At 34.9% G+C, this 15,592-nt stretch carries 14 protein-coding genes; 8 read left to right on the top strand and 6 right to left on the bottom strand.

Going from position 1 to position 15,592, the window contains the following annotated elements:
- Positions 1 to 21: 21 nt before the first annotated feature.
- From CDH49_RS03505 to CDH49_RS03490, 4 genes are all read left to right on the top strand, one after another.
- A complete protein-coding gene (locus tag CDH49_RS03505) occupies positions 22 to 456 on the top strand; it encodes an RrF2 family transcriptional regulator (RefSeq protein ID WP_100613969.1) in 435 nt (144 codons plus the stop codon).
- Positions 457 to 503: 47 nt separating this feature from the next.
- The gene (gene ric / locus CDH49_RS03500; RefSeq protein WP_100613968.1) at positions 504 to 1,235 is read left to right on the top strand and encodes an iron-sulfur cluster repair di-iron protein; all 732 of its coding nucleotides are present in this window, start codon (positions 504 to 506) and stop codon (positions 1,233 to 1,235) included.
- Positions 1,236 to 1,351: 116 nt separating this feature from the next.
- A complete protein-coding gene (locus CDH49_RS03495) occupies positions 1,352 to 2,554 on the top strand; it encodes a hypothetical protein (RefSeq protein ID WP_100613966.1) in 1,203 nt (400 codons plus the stop codon).
- Positions 2,535 to 2,993, top strand: a complete 459-nt coding sequence (locus CDH49_RS03490) for a hemerythrin domain-containing protein (RefSeq protein WP_100613964.1) — start codon at positions 2,535 to 2,537, stop codon at positions 2,991 to 2,993. The genes CDH49_RS03495 and CDH49_RS03490 overlap by 20 nt, the downstream gene beginning before the upstream one ends.
- 5 nt (positions 2,994 to 2,998) lie before the next feature.
- Here CDH49_RS03490 and CDH49_RS03485 read toward each other — a convergent pair whose 3' ends face one another.
- The 4 genes from CDH49_RS03485 to CDH49_RS03470 all read right to left on the bottom strand — a co-directional run bounded on the left by CDH49_RS03485 (position 2,999) and on the right by CDH49_RS03470 (position 6,650).
- Entirely contained in the window at positions 2,999 to 3,712 is a 714-nt protein-coding gene (locus CDH49_RS03485; protein ID WP_100613963.1) for an SCO family protein, read from the bottom strand.
- Positions 3,709 to 4,488 carry a formylglycine-generating enzyme family protein gene (locus CDH49_RS03480; protein ID WP_100613961.1) on the bottom strand — a complete coding sequence of 260 codons (780 nt, stop codon included), beginning with the start codon at positions 4,486 to 4,488 and terminating at the stop codon, positions 3,709 to 3,711. The genes CDH49_RS03485 and CDH49_RS03480 overlap by 4 nt, the downstream gene beginning before the upstream one ends.
- A gap of 1 nt (position 4,489) precedes the next feature.
- The gene (nirK, locus tag CDH49_RS03475) at positions 4,490 to 5,938 is read right to left on the bottom strand and encodes a copper-containing nitrite reductase (protein WP_100613960.1); all 1,449 of its coding nucleotides are present in this window, start codon (positions 5,936 to 5,938) and stop codon (positions 4,490 to 4,492) included.
- A gap of 184 nt (positions 5,939 to 6,122) precedes the next feature.
- Positions 6,123 to 6,650: an alpha-ketoglutarate decarboxylase gene (locus CDH49_RS03470; protein WP_100613958.1), complete on the bottom strand. Its 528-nt coding sequence runs from the start codon at positions 6,648 to 6,650 to the stop codon at positions 6,123 to 6,125.
- Between the two features lie 156 nt (positions 6,651 to 6,806).
- Here CDH49_RS03470 and CDH49_RS03465 point away from each other — a divergent pair, with 156 nt between their 5' ends.
- The 4 genes from CDH49_RS03465 to ppnP all read left to right on the top strand — a co-directional run bounded on the left by CDH49_RS03465 (position 6,807) and on the right by ppnP (position 12,299).
- Positions 6,807 to 9,548, top strand: a complete 2,742-nt coding sequence (locus CDH49_RS03465) for a 2-oxoglutarate dehydrogenase E1 component (RefSeq protein ID WP_100613956.1) — start codon at positions 6,807 to 6,809, stop codon at positions 9,546 to 9,548.
- A 19-nt stretch (positions 9,549 to 9,567) separates the two neighbouring features.
- Positions 9,568 to 10,776, top strand: a complete 1,209-nt coding sequence (gene odhB, locus CDH49_RS03460) for a 2-oxoglutarate dehydrogenase complex dihydrolipoyllysine-residue succinyltransferase (RefSeq protein WP_100613955.1) — start codon at positions 9,568 to 9,570, stop codon at positions 10,774 to 10,776.
- Positions 10,777 to 11,047: 271 nt separating this feature from the next.
- Positions 11,048 to 11,881, top strand: a complete 834-nt coding sequence (locus CDH49_RS03455; RefSeq protein ID WP_100613953.1) for an OmpA/MotB family protein — start codon at positions 11,048 to 11,050, stop codon at positions 11,879 to 11,881.
- A 136-nt stretch (positions 11,882 to 12,017) separates the two neighbouring features.
- Positions 12,018 to 12,299: a pyrimidine/purine nucleoside phosphorylase gene (gene ppnP, locus CDH49_RS03450; protein ID WP_100613951.1), complete on the top strand. Its 282-nt coding sequence runs from the start codon at positions 12,018 to 12,020 to the stop codon at positions 12,297 to 12,299.
- Between the two features lie 11 nt (positions 12,300 to 12,310).
- Here ppnP and CDH49_RS03445 read toward each other — a convergent pair whose 3' ends face one another.
- Positions 12,311 to 12,838, bottom strand: a complete 528-nt coding sequence (locus CDH49_RS03445) for an RDD family protein (protein ID WP_157805271.1) — start codon at positions 12,836 to 12,838, stop codon at positions 12,311 to 12,313.
- Positions 12,839 to 12,934: 96 nt separating this feature from the next.
- Positions 12,935 to 15,406: a ribonucleoside-diphosphate reductase subunit alpha gene (locus CDH49_RS03440; RefSeq protein WP_100613947.1), complete on the bottom strand. Its 2,472-nt coding sequence runs from the start codon at positions 15,404 to 15,406 to the stop codon at positions 12,935 to 12,937.
- Positions 15,407 to 15,592: the final 186 nt, after the last annotated feature.

Below are 15,592 nucleotides of genomic sequence, written 5' to 3'. Positions count from 1 at the left end.
GTATCGAATTAATTGATTAATATGTTTTCAAAAGCATGCGAATATGGTATTAAAGCGTCTATTTTCATTGCGATAAATTCGTATGAAGGAAAGCGCGTTAGCCCAAAAGAAATAGCAAAGGAGATTAATTCCCCACAGGCATTTACAGCAAAAATTTTACAGGCTTTGGTAAGACATAAAGTTATTAATTCTGTAAAAGGTGCTTATGGTGGTTTTGAGGTCAACAAAAATGAACTCAAATACATTAAACTTTCCCAAATTGTAAAAGCGATTGATGGTGATAACATTTACAACGGATGCGGCTTAGGACTAGAAAAATGTGATGAAAACCACCCCTGCCCTGTGCACGAAAAGTTTAAGGACGTAAGAAACGAATTGAAACACATGTTAGAAAATACCAGCTTAGAAGAACTTGCAATGGATATTAAATCAGGTATTTCATTTTTAAAAGCTTAAAAAATTTCAATATAAATAGGATAAAAATATCCGAAATAAACAACATTATGCAAACATTACATAAAGACACCCAAAAACAAATAGGGCAATTTGTTGCCGAAGATTTTAGAACCGCAGCAGTATTTAATACCTATGGTATCGATTTTTGCTGTAAAGGAGACAGAACCGTTGAAGAGGTCTGCAATAAAAATGGAATTAACCCCAACGATTTATTAGATAAACTTCATGCCGTCTTAAACACCAAAACAGACCAAGCGATTGATTATAAATCATGGCCTTTGGATTTATTGGCAGAGTATATTGAAAAAAAACACCATCGATATGTGGAAGAAAAAATCCCAATATTACGTCAGTTTTTAGATAAGTTGTGTAAAGTCCATGGCGAAAGACACCCTGAATTATTTGAAATTAATGAGTTATTCATAGGTTGTTCAGGTGAACTTGCGTCACACATGAAGAAAGAAGAATTAATTCTTTTTCCGTTTGTTAAAAAAATGGTAAAGGCAAAATTAGAAAATAGCGCTGTGCCATCGCCAGCCTTTGGGACAGTTGAAAACCCAATTGCCATGATGATGGAAGAACACGAAAATGAAGGAGATCGTTTTAGGAAAATAGCAGAGCTAACCAATAACTACACACCACCAGCCGATGGTTGTAACACGTATAAAGTTACCTTTGCCATGCTAAACGAGTTTGAGCAAGACTTGCATTTACATATTCATTTAGAAAATAATATTTTATTTCCTGAAGCTATCAAGTTAGAACAACAATTTAATTAAAGATAGTAAGCAAAATTTATCATAGTTAGTATGTTAGTAAAAAAATTCTGAAAGATTACTTTTTGTGTCTTTCGGAATTTTTATGTTATATTGAAGTTTAACTTAAAATGATTTGAATGCCTAAAAAACTTGTTTTAGTGTGTTTGCTTAACTTTTTCATAGCAGCGGTTTTTGGGTTACTATTGCGTTATGTTTTTGTTCAACCAATTGAATTTAACTATCGTTATTTAACGCATGCGCATTCACATGTTGCCATGTTAGGCTGGGTGTATTTAATGCTTTTTACGCTGATAGTCCACTACTTTATCCCTAATAAAAAACCTATTTATAATCGTTTGTTTTGGGTAACCCAATTGGCCGTTGTTGGTATGTTAATTAGTTTTCCTTTTCAAGGGTATGCAGCAGTTTCCATTTCGTTTTCAACCTTGCATATTTTTTGTAGTTACTATTTTGCCTATTTAATTTTCAAACACCATAAAACCAACCATAAGGGAACAAGTCGTTTACTTAAAATGGCATTAGCTTTCATGTTAGTTTCCACTATTGGCGTCTGGTGTTTAGGCCCTGCGGTCGCTATGCTTGGGCAAGCATCGGCATTTTATCAAATAGCTATTCAGTTCTTTTTACATTTTCAATTCAACGGATGGTTTTTGTTGGCTGTTATTGCTGTGTTTTTTCATAAATTACAGCTTCAAGATTCCAAACAGTTTAGGTTATTTTTTAAATTTTTAATCATTTCAACCATCCTGACTTTTGCAATGCCAGTAAACTGGTTTGCCCCACATCCTGTTTTATTATGGATTAACGGTATAGGCGTGATCTGTCAATTAACAGCCTTATTTTATTTTGTAATCATTGCAAAATCTCCTTTAAAAAAGCTGCTTCAAACGCAAGCAACTATTACAAAGTATATGTATGTGTTTGCATTGGTTTGTTTTGTCCTTAAGATTGTGTTGCAATCGGCATCTTTAATTCCTGAAGTTTCAAACTTAGCATACCAACATCGAAATTTCGTCATTGGGTTCATCCATTTAACCATGTTAGGTGTTATTTCTGGATTTTTATTTGCGTTTTTATTACAAAACAGCTTGATAAAGCATTCTAAAACACTAACTTTCGGAATGTATGCCTTTATCTTAGGTTTTGTATTAACAGAACTTATTTTATTGATTCAAGGAGGCTTTTTTTACTTTGGAATAGGCCTCCTACCAAATTATTATTTAATACTGTTTTTATGCAGTATGTTATTGCCTTTAGGCGTTGGATGCCTCATTTATAATATTTTAAACACTCAAGAAAATGTCCCAAAAACCACTTAAACGTCACAAAGCATTACAACCATTAAGTAGAGAGCATCACCATGGTTTATTATTATCATGGAAAATTAGAGCTGGATTTAGTAAAAATATAGCACCAGAACGCATCAAGATGTATGCGGATTGGTTTTTTAAAACGCATTTAACGCCGCATTTTGAAATGGAAGAACAGTATGTTTTTTCGGTTTTAGATCCAAATAATGAGTTTATTAAAAAAGCATTAGCAGACCATAAACTTTTAAGGCGTTTGTTTGCAGATGACAATATAGAAATGGCTTTAAGTAAGATTGAAGAAGTGCTGGATGCACATATCCGATTTGAAGAACGTGTTTTGTTCCCAGAAATTCAAAAAGTGGCAACCGAATTGCAGTTAGTTGATATAGAAAAAATTCATCAGGAAACCGATTTTGTAGATAAGATAGATGATGAATTTTGGAAATAAAACTTTTAAGGTGTTACTTCCATAATAGCCGATATGGTTTCTTTATTATCAACCCCTAGCCCTTCTTGTTGGTGCTTTAACTCACCTTGCGGATTGAATACGGAAATGATATTGGAATGTGAAAAATCTATGGGTGAAATTTCTTTGTATTTAACCGATAACACATTGGCAAACTCACGAACACCACTTTCGCTACCTTGCAAAAAAGTCCAATGCGCGTCGTCCATGAAGTTTTCCTTGGCAAAGGCTTTTAGTTTTTCTGGGGTGTCGGTTTCCGGATCGATACTTACCATAATAAACTGAATGTTTTTTATTTTTTCATCAGGAATTTGAGATTCAATGTTCCGCATATCGGCAACCAATCGTGGGCAAGCTGCCTTGCATGAGGTGTAAATCATCACCATTACCAAAGTCTTTCCTTTTAAATCTTTAAGTTGAATAGCCTCCCCTTCTTCGTTATGCCAAGTTGACGTTAGATTGAAGATGGATTCTTCCGAAATACGATCATCCTCAGCTAATTTTGAGTTGTTTTCAACAAGAGCCAAGTCCATTTTACAAACAGGGCAACTTCCTTTTTCGCTATACGTATTATCGCCTTCACATTGCATAGGGCACTGATATACTTCTGTAATATTCTCTTTTGATTTTTTATCTGAATTACAACTTTGAAATGCTACAAAAATTAGCAATACAAATACTATATGCTTTAATATTTTCATTTTAATTTATTTATATCTTTTACACAACGAAATCCTAAGTTTTTCATGGAATACTTGGCTTTTAAACTACCACGGATGGCATAACGCATAAAAGCGGCATAATTCATTAAATCGGTAGCATTCACAGAAGCACTGCCACAAAACAGACTGCTGTCTTTATCAACGTCTTTCCTAGATTCTCCTGTTATTAAAACCGAATTAAAATCTAAAGTCCATTCCCAAACCAAACCGTGCAAATCGTAAACGCCCCAAGCATTTTTTGGGTTCATTCCAATTTTGTTTTCATTGGACCTCGGGGCTTCATACCAAGCTAAAATCTGTTCGTTATATGAAGGCTTAACGCGGGCATCTTTGGTGGTTTCATCTGCCATGGCAACATATTCCCATTCGTCAACAGTTGGCAAACGTTTTCCTTGGCATTCACAATAATCTTTAGCAGCAAACCAAGACACATAAGTAACAGGGCTATTTGGCTTTTCTGAATCTTTAAGTTCTAAATCGTTTTTCCAGTTGGTTAAATAGCTACCATCCACAAACAATTTGATGCCTTTGGATTTTTGCCATTTAGGATATCGTTTTACAAAATTTACATAGTCTGCATTTGTAACAGGATACATATCCATTTCAAAATCTTTTACTTCAACTACGGTAGCATCTCTTCCATACAACGGTATGTAGCGACTCCCTTTAATAGAAACCATGCCTTTAGATTGTGCGAAAAGCAAAGGCTGAAGCACTAACAAAACTATTAGAATTCTAAAGGCATGGTTTTTCATCTTATTTACTGTTTTTCACTTTATCTACCATTGCTTTGGTAACCACTTTTTTGGAGTTACCCCAACTGTTATACACATAGGTTAATACATTTGCAATTTCATCGGATGATAACGATTGCCGCGTCATAACGCTGTTGTATTTCTGTCCATTTACAGTAATTTCACCTGTTAGGCCGTTAAGTATAACTCCTATGGCTCTATCCACATCGGCATTTAAATAATCGGATTTTGCCAGTGGCGGAAAGGCATTTGGAACACCTTGTCCTTCGGCTTGGTGACAAGCAAAACAGGTTTGCATGTAGGCTTGTTTTCCAAACTCCATTTGTTCTTCAAAAGATTTGGCAGGAACTTCAGAGGCTACAATTTCATCTGTGGTTGGCATCGTTTGAATACCCGGGCCTTCCGGTAAATAAATATCGTCACGGATTTCTCCAGAGTATATTTTTTTATCTTCTTCTCCTTCTACTTTCAACATTCCTAAAGCACCTTTGTTGAATGCCCTAAAAATGGAGTGGTCCACTAGAATAAATGTTCCCGGTACATCTACACGAAATTCTACGATAGCGGCACCTCCAGCAGGAATTAAAGTCGTTTGTACGTTTTCGTTGATTAAATCCCCGCCTTCTACATATACCTTGTCGAATATCTCTCCAATAACATGGAAGGATGATACCAATCCTGGGCCACCGTTACCTACAAAAAGTCTAACTGTTTCACCTACATTGGCAGTTATGGCATTATCTCCAGTAAGCGCCCCCACTTTTCCATTAAAAACAACGTAATCGGCCTTTTCATCAATAGCTTTTTGCATATCGAAAGGTTGCAACCCGCGTTCACCATTAGCTCCTTTTGTATAAAAATCACCTTGCATGATATAGTATTCTTTATCAACTAGTGGCAAACCACCTTCAGGCTCAACTAAAATCAAACCATACATACCGTTTGCAATGTGCATTCCAACAGGTGCCGTAGCACAATGGTAGACGTACAATCCAGGATTTAAGGTTTTAAACGAAAATACCTTTTCATGACCAGGTGCAACAAAGGAAGACTCAGCACCACCACCTGGACCGGTCACAGCATGTAAATCTATGTTGTGAGGCAATTTATTATCTGGATGATTTTGTAAATGGAACTCTACTTCATCCCCTACACGGGTTCTAATAAAGCTACCCGGCACAGTACCTCCAAATGTCCAATAGACATATTTTACACCATCGGTCATTTCACTTTCTTGCTCAAGTATTTCCATCTTCACGATGAGTTTTTTCGCTTTTCTATTTCCAACTGGCGTTGGTACATGGGGCGGCGAGGTTAATTCTGCAAGCATTTCTCTGTTAACAGGAATGTCTGCTGCGTTATCGGAAACCGTTTCTTTTTTATCGAAACAAGATGTTAAAAATAGCATAGCAGCTATAAAAAACCCGAATAGAAAATTTGATTGTTTCATTTTATTAGCTTTCGTTTGGTATTAATATATAAAATATCAATTAATTATAAATAAGACAATTTTATCCTATTTAATGTAACAAAATTAATAAACAGCAAGTAGATTAAATATGACAATTGTCATATTTAATCTACTTGAAACGGAGGCATTCATCTGAATTGAACGATTTCAAAAAAATAAGAAATTAAAAATAAAACCTCACAAATGGCATCCAAGGATCGGCATAAATACTCCTTTCATCATCATACAAAACATCATATCTAATACCAAAAGTAACATTGCCATTCCTATAACCTAACCCTAAAAATAAAGCGGGCGACCAATAATTATCGTCTTGAAGATTTAAAGAAGCATCATATTTTCTATTCACTCTAAGTTCTTCAAATTCGGCTGAAAACTGTAATACTGGAATCACATTCATAAGGCCAATTAAACTACCTCCATAAATTGTGGATTTATAAAAGCCTTTTCTATTGTTGATGGTACCATTTAATCCCAAACCTAAAGCAACGGTTTCATTAAATTCATATATGGCGCTTGGGGCCAAGGTTCCGCTAAAAAAACCGTCTCCAAAACCCAAGCCAATACCTCCTCCAAATCGAACATGGTTCCAAAAATCATTGGACTGCTGAGACTGAACCAAATTATTAAAACCGAAAAAAAGCAGAATAATAAAGACTCCTTTTTTGTGAATTATTATTTTTTTATTCATTCAATTGTAATTTTTTAATAAATTAACTAAATCGTCAACTTATTGATGAAAAGGAATTTAAAAGTCTTATAAATATATTAAAAGAAACTTCTATTTTTAGCAAAAGTTGTATTTTTGACGAAATTTTGAAAACCCTTTTCGGAACTATTAATTATAATGGATAAATTTTCATTTCTAAACGCAGCACATACGGCCTATTTTGCCGATTTATATGATCAATATTTACAAAACCCTGATTCTGTTGAACCAAGTTGGAGAGCCTTTTTTCAAGGCTATGACTTTGGGAGTGAGAGTTATGGCTTAACTGGTGAAATAGTTGAAGGTGTATCAACACAAATTCCTGAAAAAATTGAAAAGGAATTCAAAGTTGTTAAACTTATAGATGGGTACAGAATGCGCGGCCATTTATTCACTAAAACCAATCCCGTTCGTGACAGAAGGAGCTACACACCAACGTTAGATATTGAAAACTTTGGACTTACAGCAAGTGATTTAGACACTACTTTTAATGCAGGAGAAATATTAGGTATTGGTACCAAGACTTTGCGTGAAATTGTTAATCACCTAGAGCGTATATATTGTAGCTCTATAGGTATCGAATATATGTACCTTCGTAATCCAGATGTGATTAAGTGGTGGCAAGACAAACTTAACTTAAATGACAACCAGCCAAATTTTTCTGAAGAAAAGAAAAAATACATTCTTTCTAAGTTAAACCAAGCAGTCACTTTTGAGAACTTTTTGCAAACCAAATATGTTGGTCAAAAACGATTTTCTTTAGAAGGCGGCGAATCGTTAATTCCAGCTATCAGTAATACACTTTTTTATGCTGTTGAAAAATATCAGGTAAAGGAATGTGTTTTAGGTATGGCACACCGTGGACGTTTAAGCACCCTCATAAATATTTTTAGAAAACCTGCCCATGAGCTTTTTAGCGAATTTGATGGTAAGGATTTTGAAGATGAGCATATTGATGGTGACGTAAAATACCATTTAGGATTAACGCTCGATAAAACCTACCAAAACGGAAAAAACATCAAGATGAATTTGGTTCCAAATCCATCGCATTTAGAAACTGTTGCTTCGGTGGCCGAAGGTATTACAAGAGCAAAAATTGATAGCGATTATGATGGCGATAATTCTAAAATATTACCAATTATAGTTCATGGTGATGCTGCTATTGCTGGACAAGGAATTGTTTATGAAATAGCTCAAATGAGCCAATTAAATGGCTACAAAACCGGTGGAACTATACACATTGTTGTAAATAATCAAATTGGTTTTACCACCAATTATTTAGATGCCCGTTCAAGCACTTATTGTACCGATATTGCTAAAGTAACCCTATCACCCGTACTACACGTAAACTCTGATGATGCTGAAGCCGTTGTACATGCAGTGGAATTGGCATTAGACTATAGAATGCGTTATAAAAAAGACGTTTATATAGATTTATTAGGTTATAGAAAGTATGGGCATAATGAAGGAGACGAGCCTAGATTTACTCAACCCAACTTATATAAAGCCATAGCAAAGCACCCAGATCCTTTTTCGGTATATTCTTCAAAATTAATTGCTGAAAAAACTATTGATCAAGCTTATGTTCAAGCCATCAATGAAGAGTTCAAAAATACCTTAGAAACTGAGTATACCAAAGCAAAAGAATTAGATGCCTCAAAGGTTAGGGAATTCATGCAAGAGCGATGGAAAGGCTTTACCAGAAGCGGTTTAGCTACCATGTTGGAGGGTGAAGACACTACCTATTCTGCAGACAAATTAAAAAATATCGCTAAAGTAGTTTCAACCGTTCCAGAAGGTGTTAAATTTGTTAAAAAAGCAGAACGCATCCTAGAGGGGAGAGCGAGTATGGTTTTTGAAACCGATACTTTAGATTGGGGTATGGGAGAAACATTGGCTTATGGCAGTTTGCTTGAAGAAGGTTTTAATGTGCGTATTTCTGGACAAGATGTCGAGCGTGGCACGTTTAGCCACCGTCATGCTATTTTACGGGATGAAATATCAGAAGATCGTATTAACTTATTAAATACCAATCCACAGAACAAAGGTAAAATGGATATTTACAATTCACTTTTATCTGAATATGCTGTTCTTGGTTTTGATTATGGGTATGCTATGGCAAATCCAAATACGCTAACCATTTGGGAAGCTCAATTTGGTGATTTTAGTAATGGTGCCCAAATTATTTTCGACCAATATTTATCGGCAGCAGAAGACAAATGGAAGACCCAAAACGGTATTGTTGTCTTATTACCGCATGGTTATGAAGGCCAGGGTTCAGAGCATTCATCTGCCAGAATTGAACGTTACTTACAATTGTGTGCTAACGACAATATGTTTGTGGCAAATTGCACAACGCCAGCAAATATTTACCATCTATTGCGCCGACAAATGAAACGCAATTATAGAAAACCATTAATAGTTTTCACCCCAAAAAGTTTATTAAGGCTTCCTAAAGCTGTTTCTTCTTTAAATGACTTGGCAAATGGTAGGTTTCAAGAAGTCATTGATGACGTTATCGAGCCAGAAAATGTGAAAAAATTAGTGTTCTGTACTGGTAAATTCTATTATGATTTAGAAGCTCAGCGAGAAAAATTGGAAAGGAATGATATAGCGCTCATAAGAATAGAGCAATTATTTCCATTGCATTTGGATAAAATACAAAACGTTATTAATAAATATCCTCATGTTGAAAAATACATTTGGGCGCAAGAAGAACCTAGAAACATGGGGGCTTGGAGCTATATGGTAGAACGTATGACTTTAGTAAAACTAGATGTTTTAGCAAGAGCATATAGCTCAGTACCAGCTCCAGGATCTAGCACAAGAGATAAAAGAAGACAACAAACAGTTATCAATGCTGTTTTTGACATAGTGTAAAATAATTAAAATTATAAAGATGATTTTAGAAATGAAAGTGCCCTCGCCGGGTGAATCCATTAAAGAAGTGGAAATAGCTACATGGCTTGTAGAAGATGGGGATTATGTAGAAAAAGACCAAGCCATAGCCGAGGTAGATAGCGATAAAGCAACCCTTGAACTTCCAGCAGAAGCTAGTGGAATTATTACACTTAAGGCCGAAGAGGGTGATGCAGTTGCTGTTGGCGCCGTAGTATGCTTAATTGATACGAGTGCCGCAAAACCTGAAGGTGATGCGCCAAAAGTTGAAAAGAAAGAAGAAGCGCCAAAAGTTGAGACTCCAAAACCTGCTGCTACTGAAACAAAAACATATGCAACAGGTTCTGCAAGTCCTGCAGCAAAGAAAATACTAGCTGAAAAAGGCATGAGTGCGTCTTCCATATCTGGAACAGGAAAAGATGGTAGGGTAACTAAAGAAGACGCTGTTAGTGCAGTACCTTCTATGGGAACACCTACGGGAGGAAGCAGAGGCTCAATTAATACTAAAATGTCCATGCTACGTCGTAAAGTGGCAGAACGCTTGGTTGAAGCAAAAAATACAACAGCGATGTTAACTACTTTCAATGAAGTAGATATGTCACCTATTTTTGCTTTACGTGATGAACATAAAGAAACATTTAAAACCAAGCATAATGTTGGTTTAGGTTTCATGAGTTTCTTTACATTAGCTGTAGTTAGAGCTCTAAAAATGTATCCTGCCGTAAATTCAATGATTAGTGGCAATGAAATGATTACGTATGATTTTTGCGATATCAGTATTGCTGTTTCAGGGCCAAAAGGATTAATGGTACCTGTAATACGAAATGCAGAAAACTTAAGTTTTAGAGGCGTAGAATCTGAAGTAAAACGTTTAGCCCTTCGAGCTAGAGATGGTCAAATTACCGTTGATGAAATGACTGGAGGTACTTTTACTATTACTAATGGTGGGGTATTTGGTAGTATGCTTTCAACCCCAATTATTAATCCGCCTCAAAGTGGTATTTTAGGAATGCACAATATTGTTGAAAGACCTGTAGCTATTAATGGTAAGGTTGAAATAAGACCAATTATGTACGTAGCGTTGTCTTATGACCATAGAATAATTGACGGTAAAGAAAGTGTAGGCTTTTTAGTGGCCGTTAAAGAAGCTTTAGAAAATCCTGCGGAATTATTGATGAATAATGATGTCAAGAAAGCTTTAGAGCTTTAATAAAATATAAAAATAATTACTAAAAAGGGTCAGACTTTGAAGTCTGACCCTTTTTTTTAAATTAAAATTTACAGATTTATATAATTAATTGTCATTGTGAATATTTACCTTAAGTTATTCATTATTAGATTATTTAATCCGTTCATCGATAAATTTCATAGTCAAAATACCAAATAAAAATTTATAAAATAAAGTATTCTGAAAAAATTTAACATCTAAAGCTTATTTATATCCGTAAATAAATTGAATCTAATATTTAACAATAAAAATTATGAAAAAAATTTCAATTTTATTACTTGCAATCATTATAAGCTCTTGTGTTTCAAAAAAGAAATATGTAGCATTGGAACAAGAAAATGGGGAAATAAAAAGCGAACTACAAAAAACCAGAGTTGCTAAAGAAGATTTAGAAGCTAAATTTGATATCATTCAAGCTCGTGTAGATGAATATAATTCTAAAATTATGTCATTAAAAGAAGAAAGCGATTCGAAATATGAAGTTGTTGGAGACAATGCAGCAATCATGTCGAACGATTCCAAAAAAATAATGCGAGAAACATTAACAAAAGTTGACGCCAATAAATTAAGTCAAGCGAAAACACTTAAAGATTCCATGAATTTGGCTATTGCCTATAATTTAGGTAAAACAATAAGAGCCAGTAATATGAATGAAGATGAAGATATTGCTGTTGATATAAATGAAACAGTTGTAATGATTTCCATTGCAGACAATATGTTATTTAATACAGGAAGTTACCAGTTGAGTTCTAAGGCCGATACAATTCTTCAAAAATTGGCTGATGTTATAAATTCTGAACCTAGTTTAGAAGTTATGGTTGAAGGTCATACTGATTCTAGAACCATAAGCACCGCAAGTATTTCGGACAATTGGGATTTAAGTGTTTTAAGAGCAACATCAGTGGTAAGAAAACTACAAGACAAATTTGCTGTATCTCCTGAAAAAATGATTGCTGCGGGAAGAAGTAGCTATCAGCCCCTTGTTGAGAATGACTCAAAAGAAAACATGTCGAAAAACAGAAGAACACGTATTGTTATTCTTCCAAATATTGACAAATTTTTTGCTTTGATGGCTTCTACTAATTAAAAATTAATTAATGCATACAATTAAAAGGCACCTTCTTAAGGTGCCTTTTAATTTATATCATTCAACAATAATTTTTTCGTTCATTTTTTAATACTTCAGCTAAGTTCTCTATTTTCGCAAAAAAAATATAAAACATATGATTTCAATAAATGAATATTTTGGTGGCAACGTTAAATCCTTAGGATACGTGTCTTCAATAGGAAAATCTACTATAGGTGTTATGGAAGCTGGAGATTATGAATTTGGAACCTCAACCCACGAAACCATGATTGTTATTGAAGGAGAGATGATTGTTAAATTACCTGATAGCACTGAATGGACAATATACAAAGCTGGAGAATCATACCAAATTGGCGCCAATAAAAAATTTCAGGTAAAAGTATCTGAACAAACGTCTTATTTATGCCAGTATAAATAATAATCCGTTAACTATTCATTTTCCACATTTTTACCAATTTGTTCTAAGCTGTTGTAGGCTTTTAGCTTAGCTTGGTATTTTTGAATGTCAACAACATACGTTTTAGATATGGTATCATGCCAGCCTCTTCCTTCTGCGCCTAAAAATGAAAGTGCTTCAAAAGGTATGACTCTAGAAAAGCTTCTTTTTAAATAATCCAAAGCATTGGGATTCGTGCCATCAATGAGTACAACTTTAGTTTTTGTAATGTATTTACCCAATGTTCTTCCTTTCAATAAAGTCTCAGTTGAAAAATAAAGAAGTGCCAGAACCATCGCTGTTAATAGTCTATCTAATAGTGGGTTTATGTTTTCTAGACCAGTAATAAAATTATCCATAAGTGAAGTATCTTCAGCAAATGCATAAAACAAGGTTGCTAAAAGGAATAATGTTCCAAAGGCAAACACCATAAAAAATATTAAGTCTATTATATAGTTTATAAACCGACTTCCTTTACTTGCATACAAGTCGGGAGTTACTGCAAAATTTTCAAATACCACAATATATTATTTAGATTAAAAAAATAAATATAATCTTTTGAAATAAAAAAGCATCCCTTTCGAGATGCTTTTTAACTTTAAACACTTAAATATAAATTAAGAACCACACATTAAGCAATCGTCGCCTTCAGCGGCTTTAGCTTGGGCAATTAAGGCTCTCATTTCTTCGGCAGACATGGGTTCTACTTCTGTATTTTGTTGGGCAAATTTGGTCGCTGCTTTAACGGCTAACTTTTTTTGTTGCGCTAAATGGGCTTCATCTATCACTTCTTCTACTTCGGCATTAGGCTCTAGCTTTTGAGCTTTATCTAAAGTGAATTTAATAGCATCCACAGCGCTCTTAGTACGTAAATAGTACATACCTGTTTTTAAGCCGCTCTTCCAAGCATAAAAATGCATAGACGTTAATTTCGCCATGGTAGCACCTTCTAAAAATAAATTAAGTGATTGCGATTGATCAATAAAATAACCGCGTTGGCGAGACATATCAATAATGTCTTTCATACTTAATTCCCAAACGGTTTTATATAATTCTTTAATGTGCTGAGGAATGATATCTACATTTTGTACAGAACCATTGGCACGCATAATTTCTTGTTTTAAACTATCATCCCAAAGACCTAATTCTACTAAATCTTCCAATAAATGCTTATTAACAATAATGAATTCGCCAGATAAAACGCGACGGGTATAGATGTTAGATGTGTAAGGTTCAAAACATTCATTATTTCCAAGAATTTGAGATGTTGAGGCTGTTGGCATAGGCGCTACCAATAACGAGTTACGCACACCGTGTTTCATGACTTGTTTACGTAATTTGTCCCAATCCCAATTGCCGCTTAATTCCTCGTCTTTTAAACCCCACAGATTATGTTGGAATTGGCCTTTGCTTATTGGAGACCCTTTAAAAGTTTGGTAAGGCCCATCTTCTTTGGCTTCTTCCATACTTGCGGTAACAGCAGCAAAATAAAGGGTCTCAAAAATATCCTGATTTAATTTTTTAGCCTCATCACTGGTAAATGGCATGCGTAATTGTATAAACGTATCTGCCAATCCCTGCACACCCAAACCGATGGGTCTGTGGCGTATATTGGAGTTTTCGGCTTCTTTTACCGGATAGTAATTTCTATCGATAACCCTATTTAAATTTTTGGTAACACGTTTTGTGATGCGGAACAGTTCTTTATGATCAAACTCACCACCTTTCACAAACATGGGTAATGCAATGGATGCCAAATTACATACCGCAACCTCATCTGGAGACGTGTATTCCAAAATCTCTGTACATAAATTTGACGAACGAATGGTTCCTAAATTCTGTTGATTGGATTTACGGTTAGCTGCATCTTTATACAACATATAAGGTGTGCCAGTTTCAATTTGGGATTCCAATATTTTCTCCCACAATTCACGTGCTTTAATGGTTTTACGTCCTTTACCTTCGGTTTCGTATTTTATATATAAAGTTTCAAAAGCTTCACTATGTACTTCATCTAAACCTGGGCATTCGTTAGGGCACATTAAGGTCCAATGACCATCTTCCTGCACACGTTTCATAAATAAATCTGAAATCCACATGGCGTAAAACAAATCGCGTGCACGCATTTCTTCTTTACCATGGTTTTTCTTCAACTCTAAAAACTGAAAAATATCTGCATGCCAAGTTTCAATATAAATGGCAAAACTTCCTTTACGTTTTCCGCCTCCTTGGTCTACATAACGGGCTGTATCGTTAAACACTTGCAACATGGGGACAATACCATTACTGGTTCCGTTGGTCCCTCCAATATAACTTCCTGTGGCACGTATATTATGAATTGCCAACCCAATGCCTCCAGCAGATTGCGATATTTTAGCTGTTTGTTTTAATGTATCGTATATACCATCTATACTATCTTCTTTCATGGTTAATAAGAAACAAGACGACATTTGTGGCTTTGGTGTACCTGCGTTAAAAAGTGTTGGTGTAGCGTGTGTAAAGTATTTTTTAGACATGAGCTCATACGTCTCAATAACCGATTCCATATCATTTAAATGAATCCCAACAGCAACACGCATGAGCATGTGTTGTGGACGTTCAGCAATTTTGCCATTTAATTTTAAAAGATAAGAACGTTCTAAGGTTTTAAATCCGAAATAATCATAACCAAAATCGCGATTGTAGATGATGGTAGAATCTAAAACATCTTTGTTTGCCATGATCACTTCATATACATCATCAGCTAAAAGAGGTGCTTCTTTTCCTGTTCTTGGATTTATGTAGGTATATAAATCGTGCATCACTTCACTAAAAGTCTTTTTAGTGTTTTTATGTAAGTTAGAAACTGAAATTCTTGCAGCAAGACGGGCATAATCTGGATGTGCGGTAGTCATTGTTGCAGCAATTTCTGCGGCAAGATTATCCAATTCGCTAGTAGTTACACCATCGTATAACCCTTCAATAACGCGCATGGCTACTTTTAATGGGTCTACAAGTTCGTTTAATCCATAGCACAGTTTTCTAACTCTTGCTGTAATTTTGTCGAACATGACTTGTTCTTTCCTTCCGTCTCTTTTTAGTACATACATTGCTTTACACGTTTTTTAGGTTTTCTGACACACCTTCAGAAAATGGGTTAATTAGGTATTCCAAGTTTGGGCTCTAGTGGTTAGTTAGATAAAACTTAGTTGGTTTTGGTTACTTTATAGGTTTAAAAGCGAATTCTGAAACCTAACGATTAACAGATTATTTTTAAACTTATACTTAATAAAAAC

The sequence above is a fragment of the Confluentibacter citreus genome (genome assembly GCF_002807055.1).
GTDB lineage: Bacteria > Bacteroidota > Bacteroidia > Flavobacteriales > Flavobacteriaceae > Confluentibacter > Confluentibacter citreus.
This window is presented reverse-complemented; position numbering and strand designations above follow the sequence as displayed.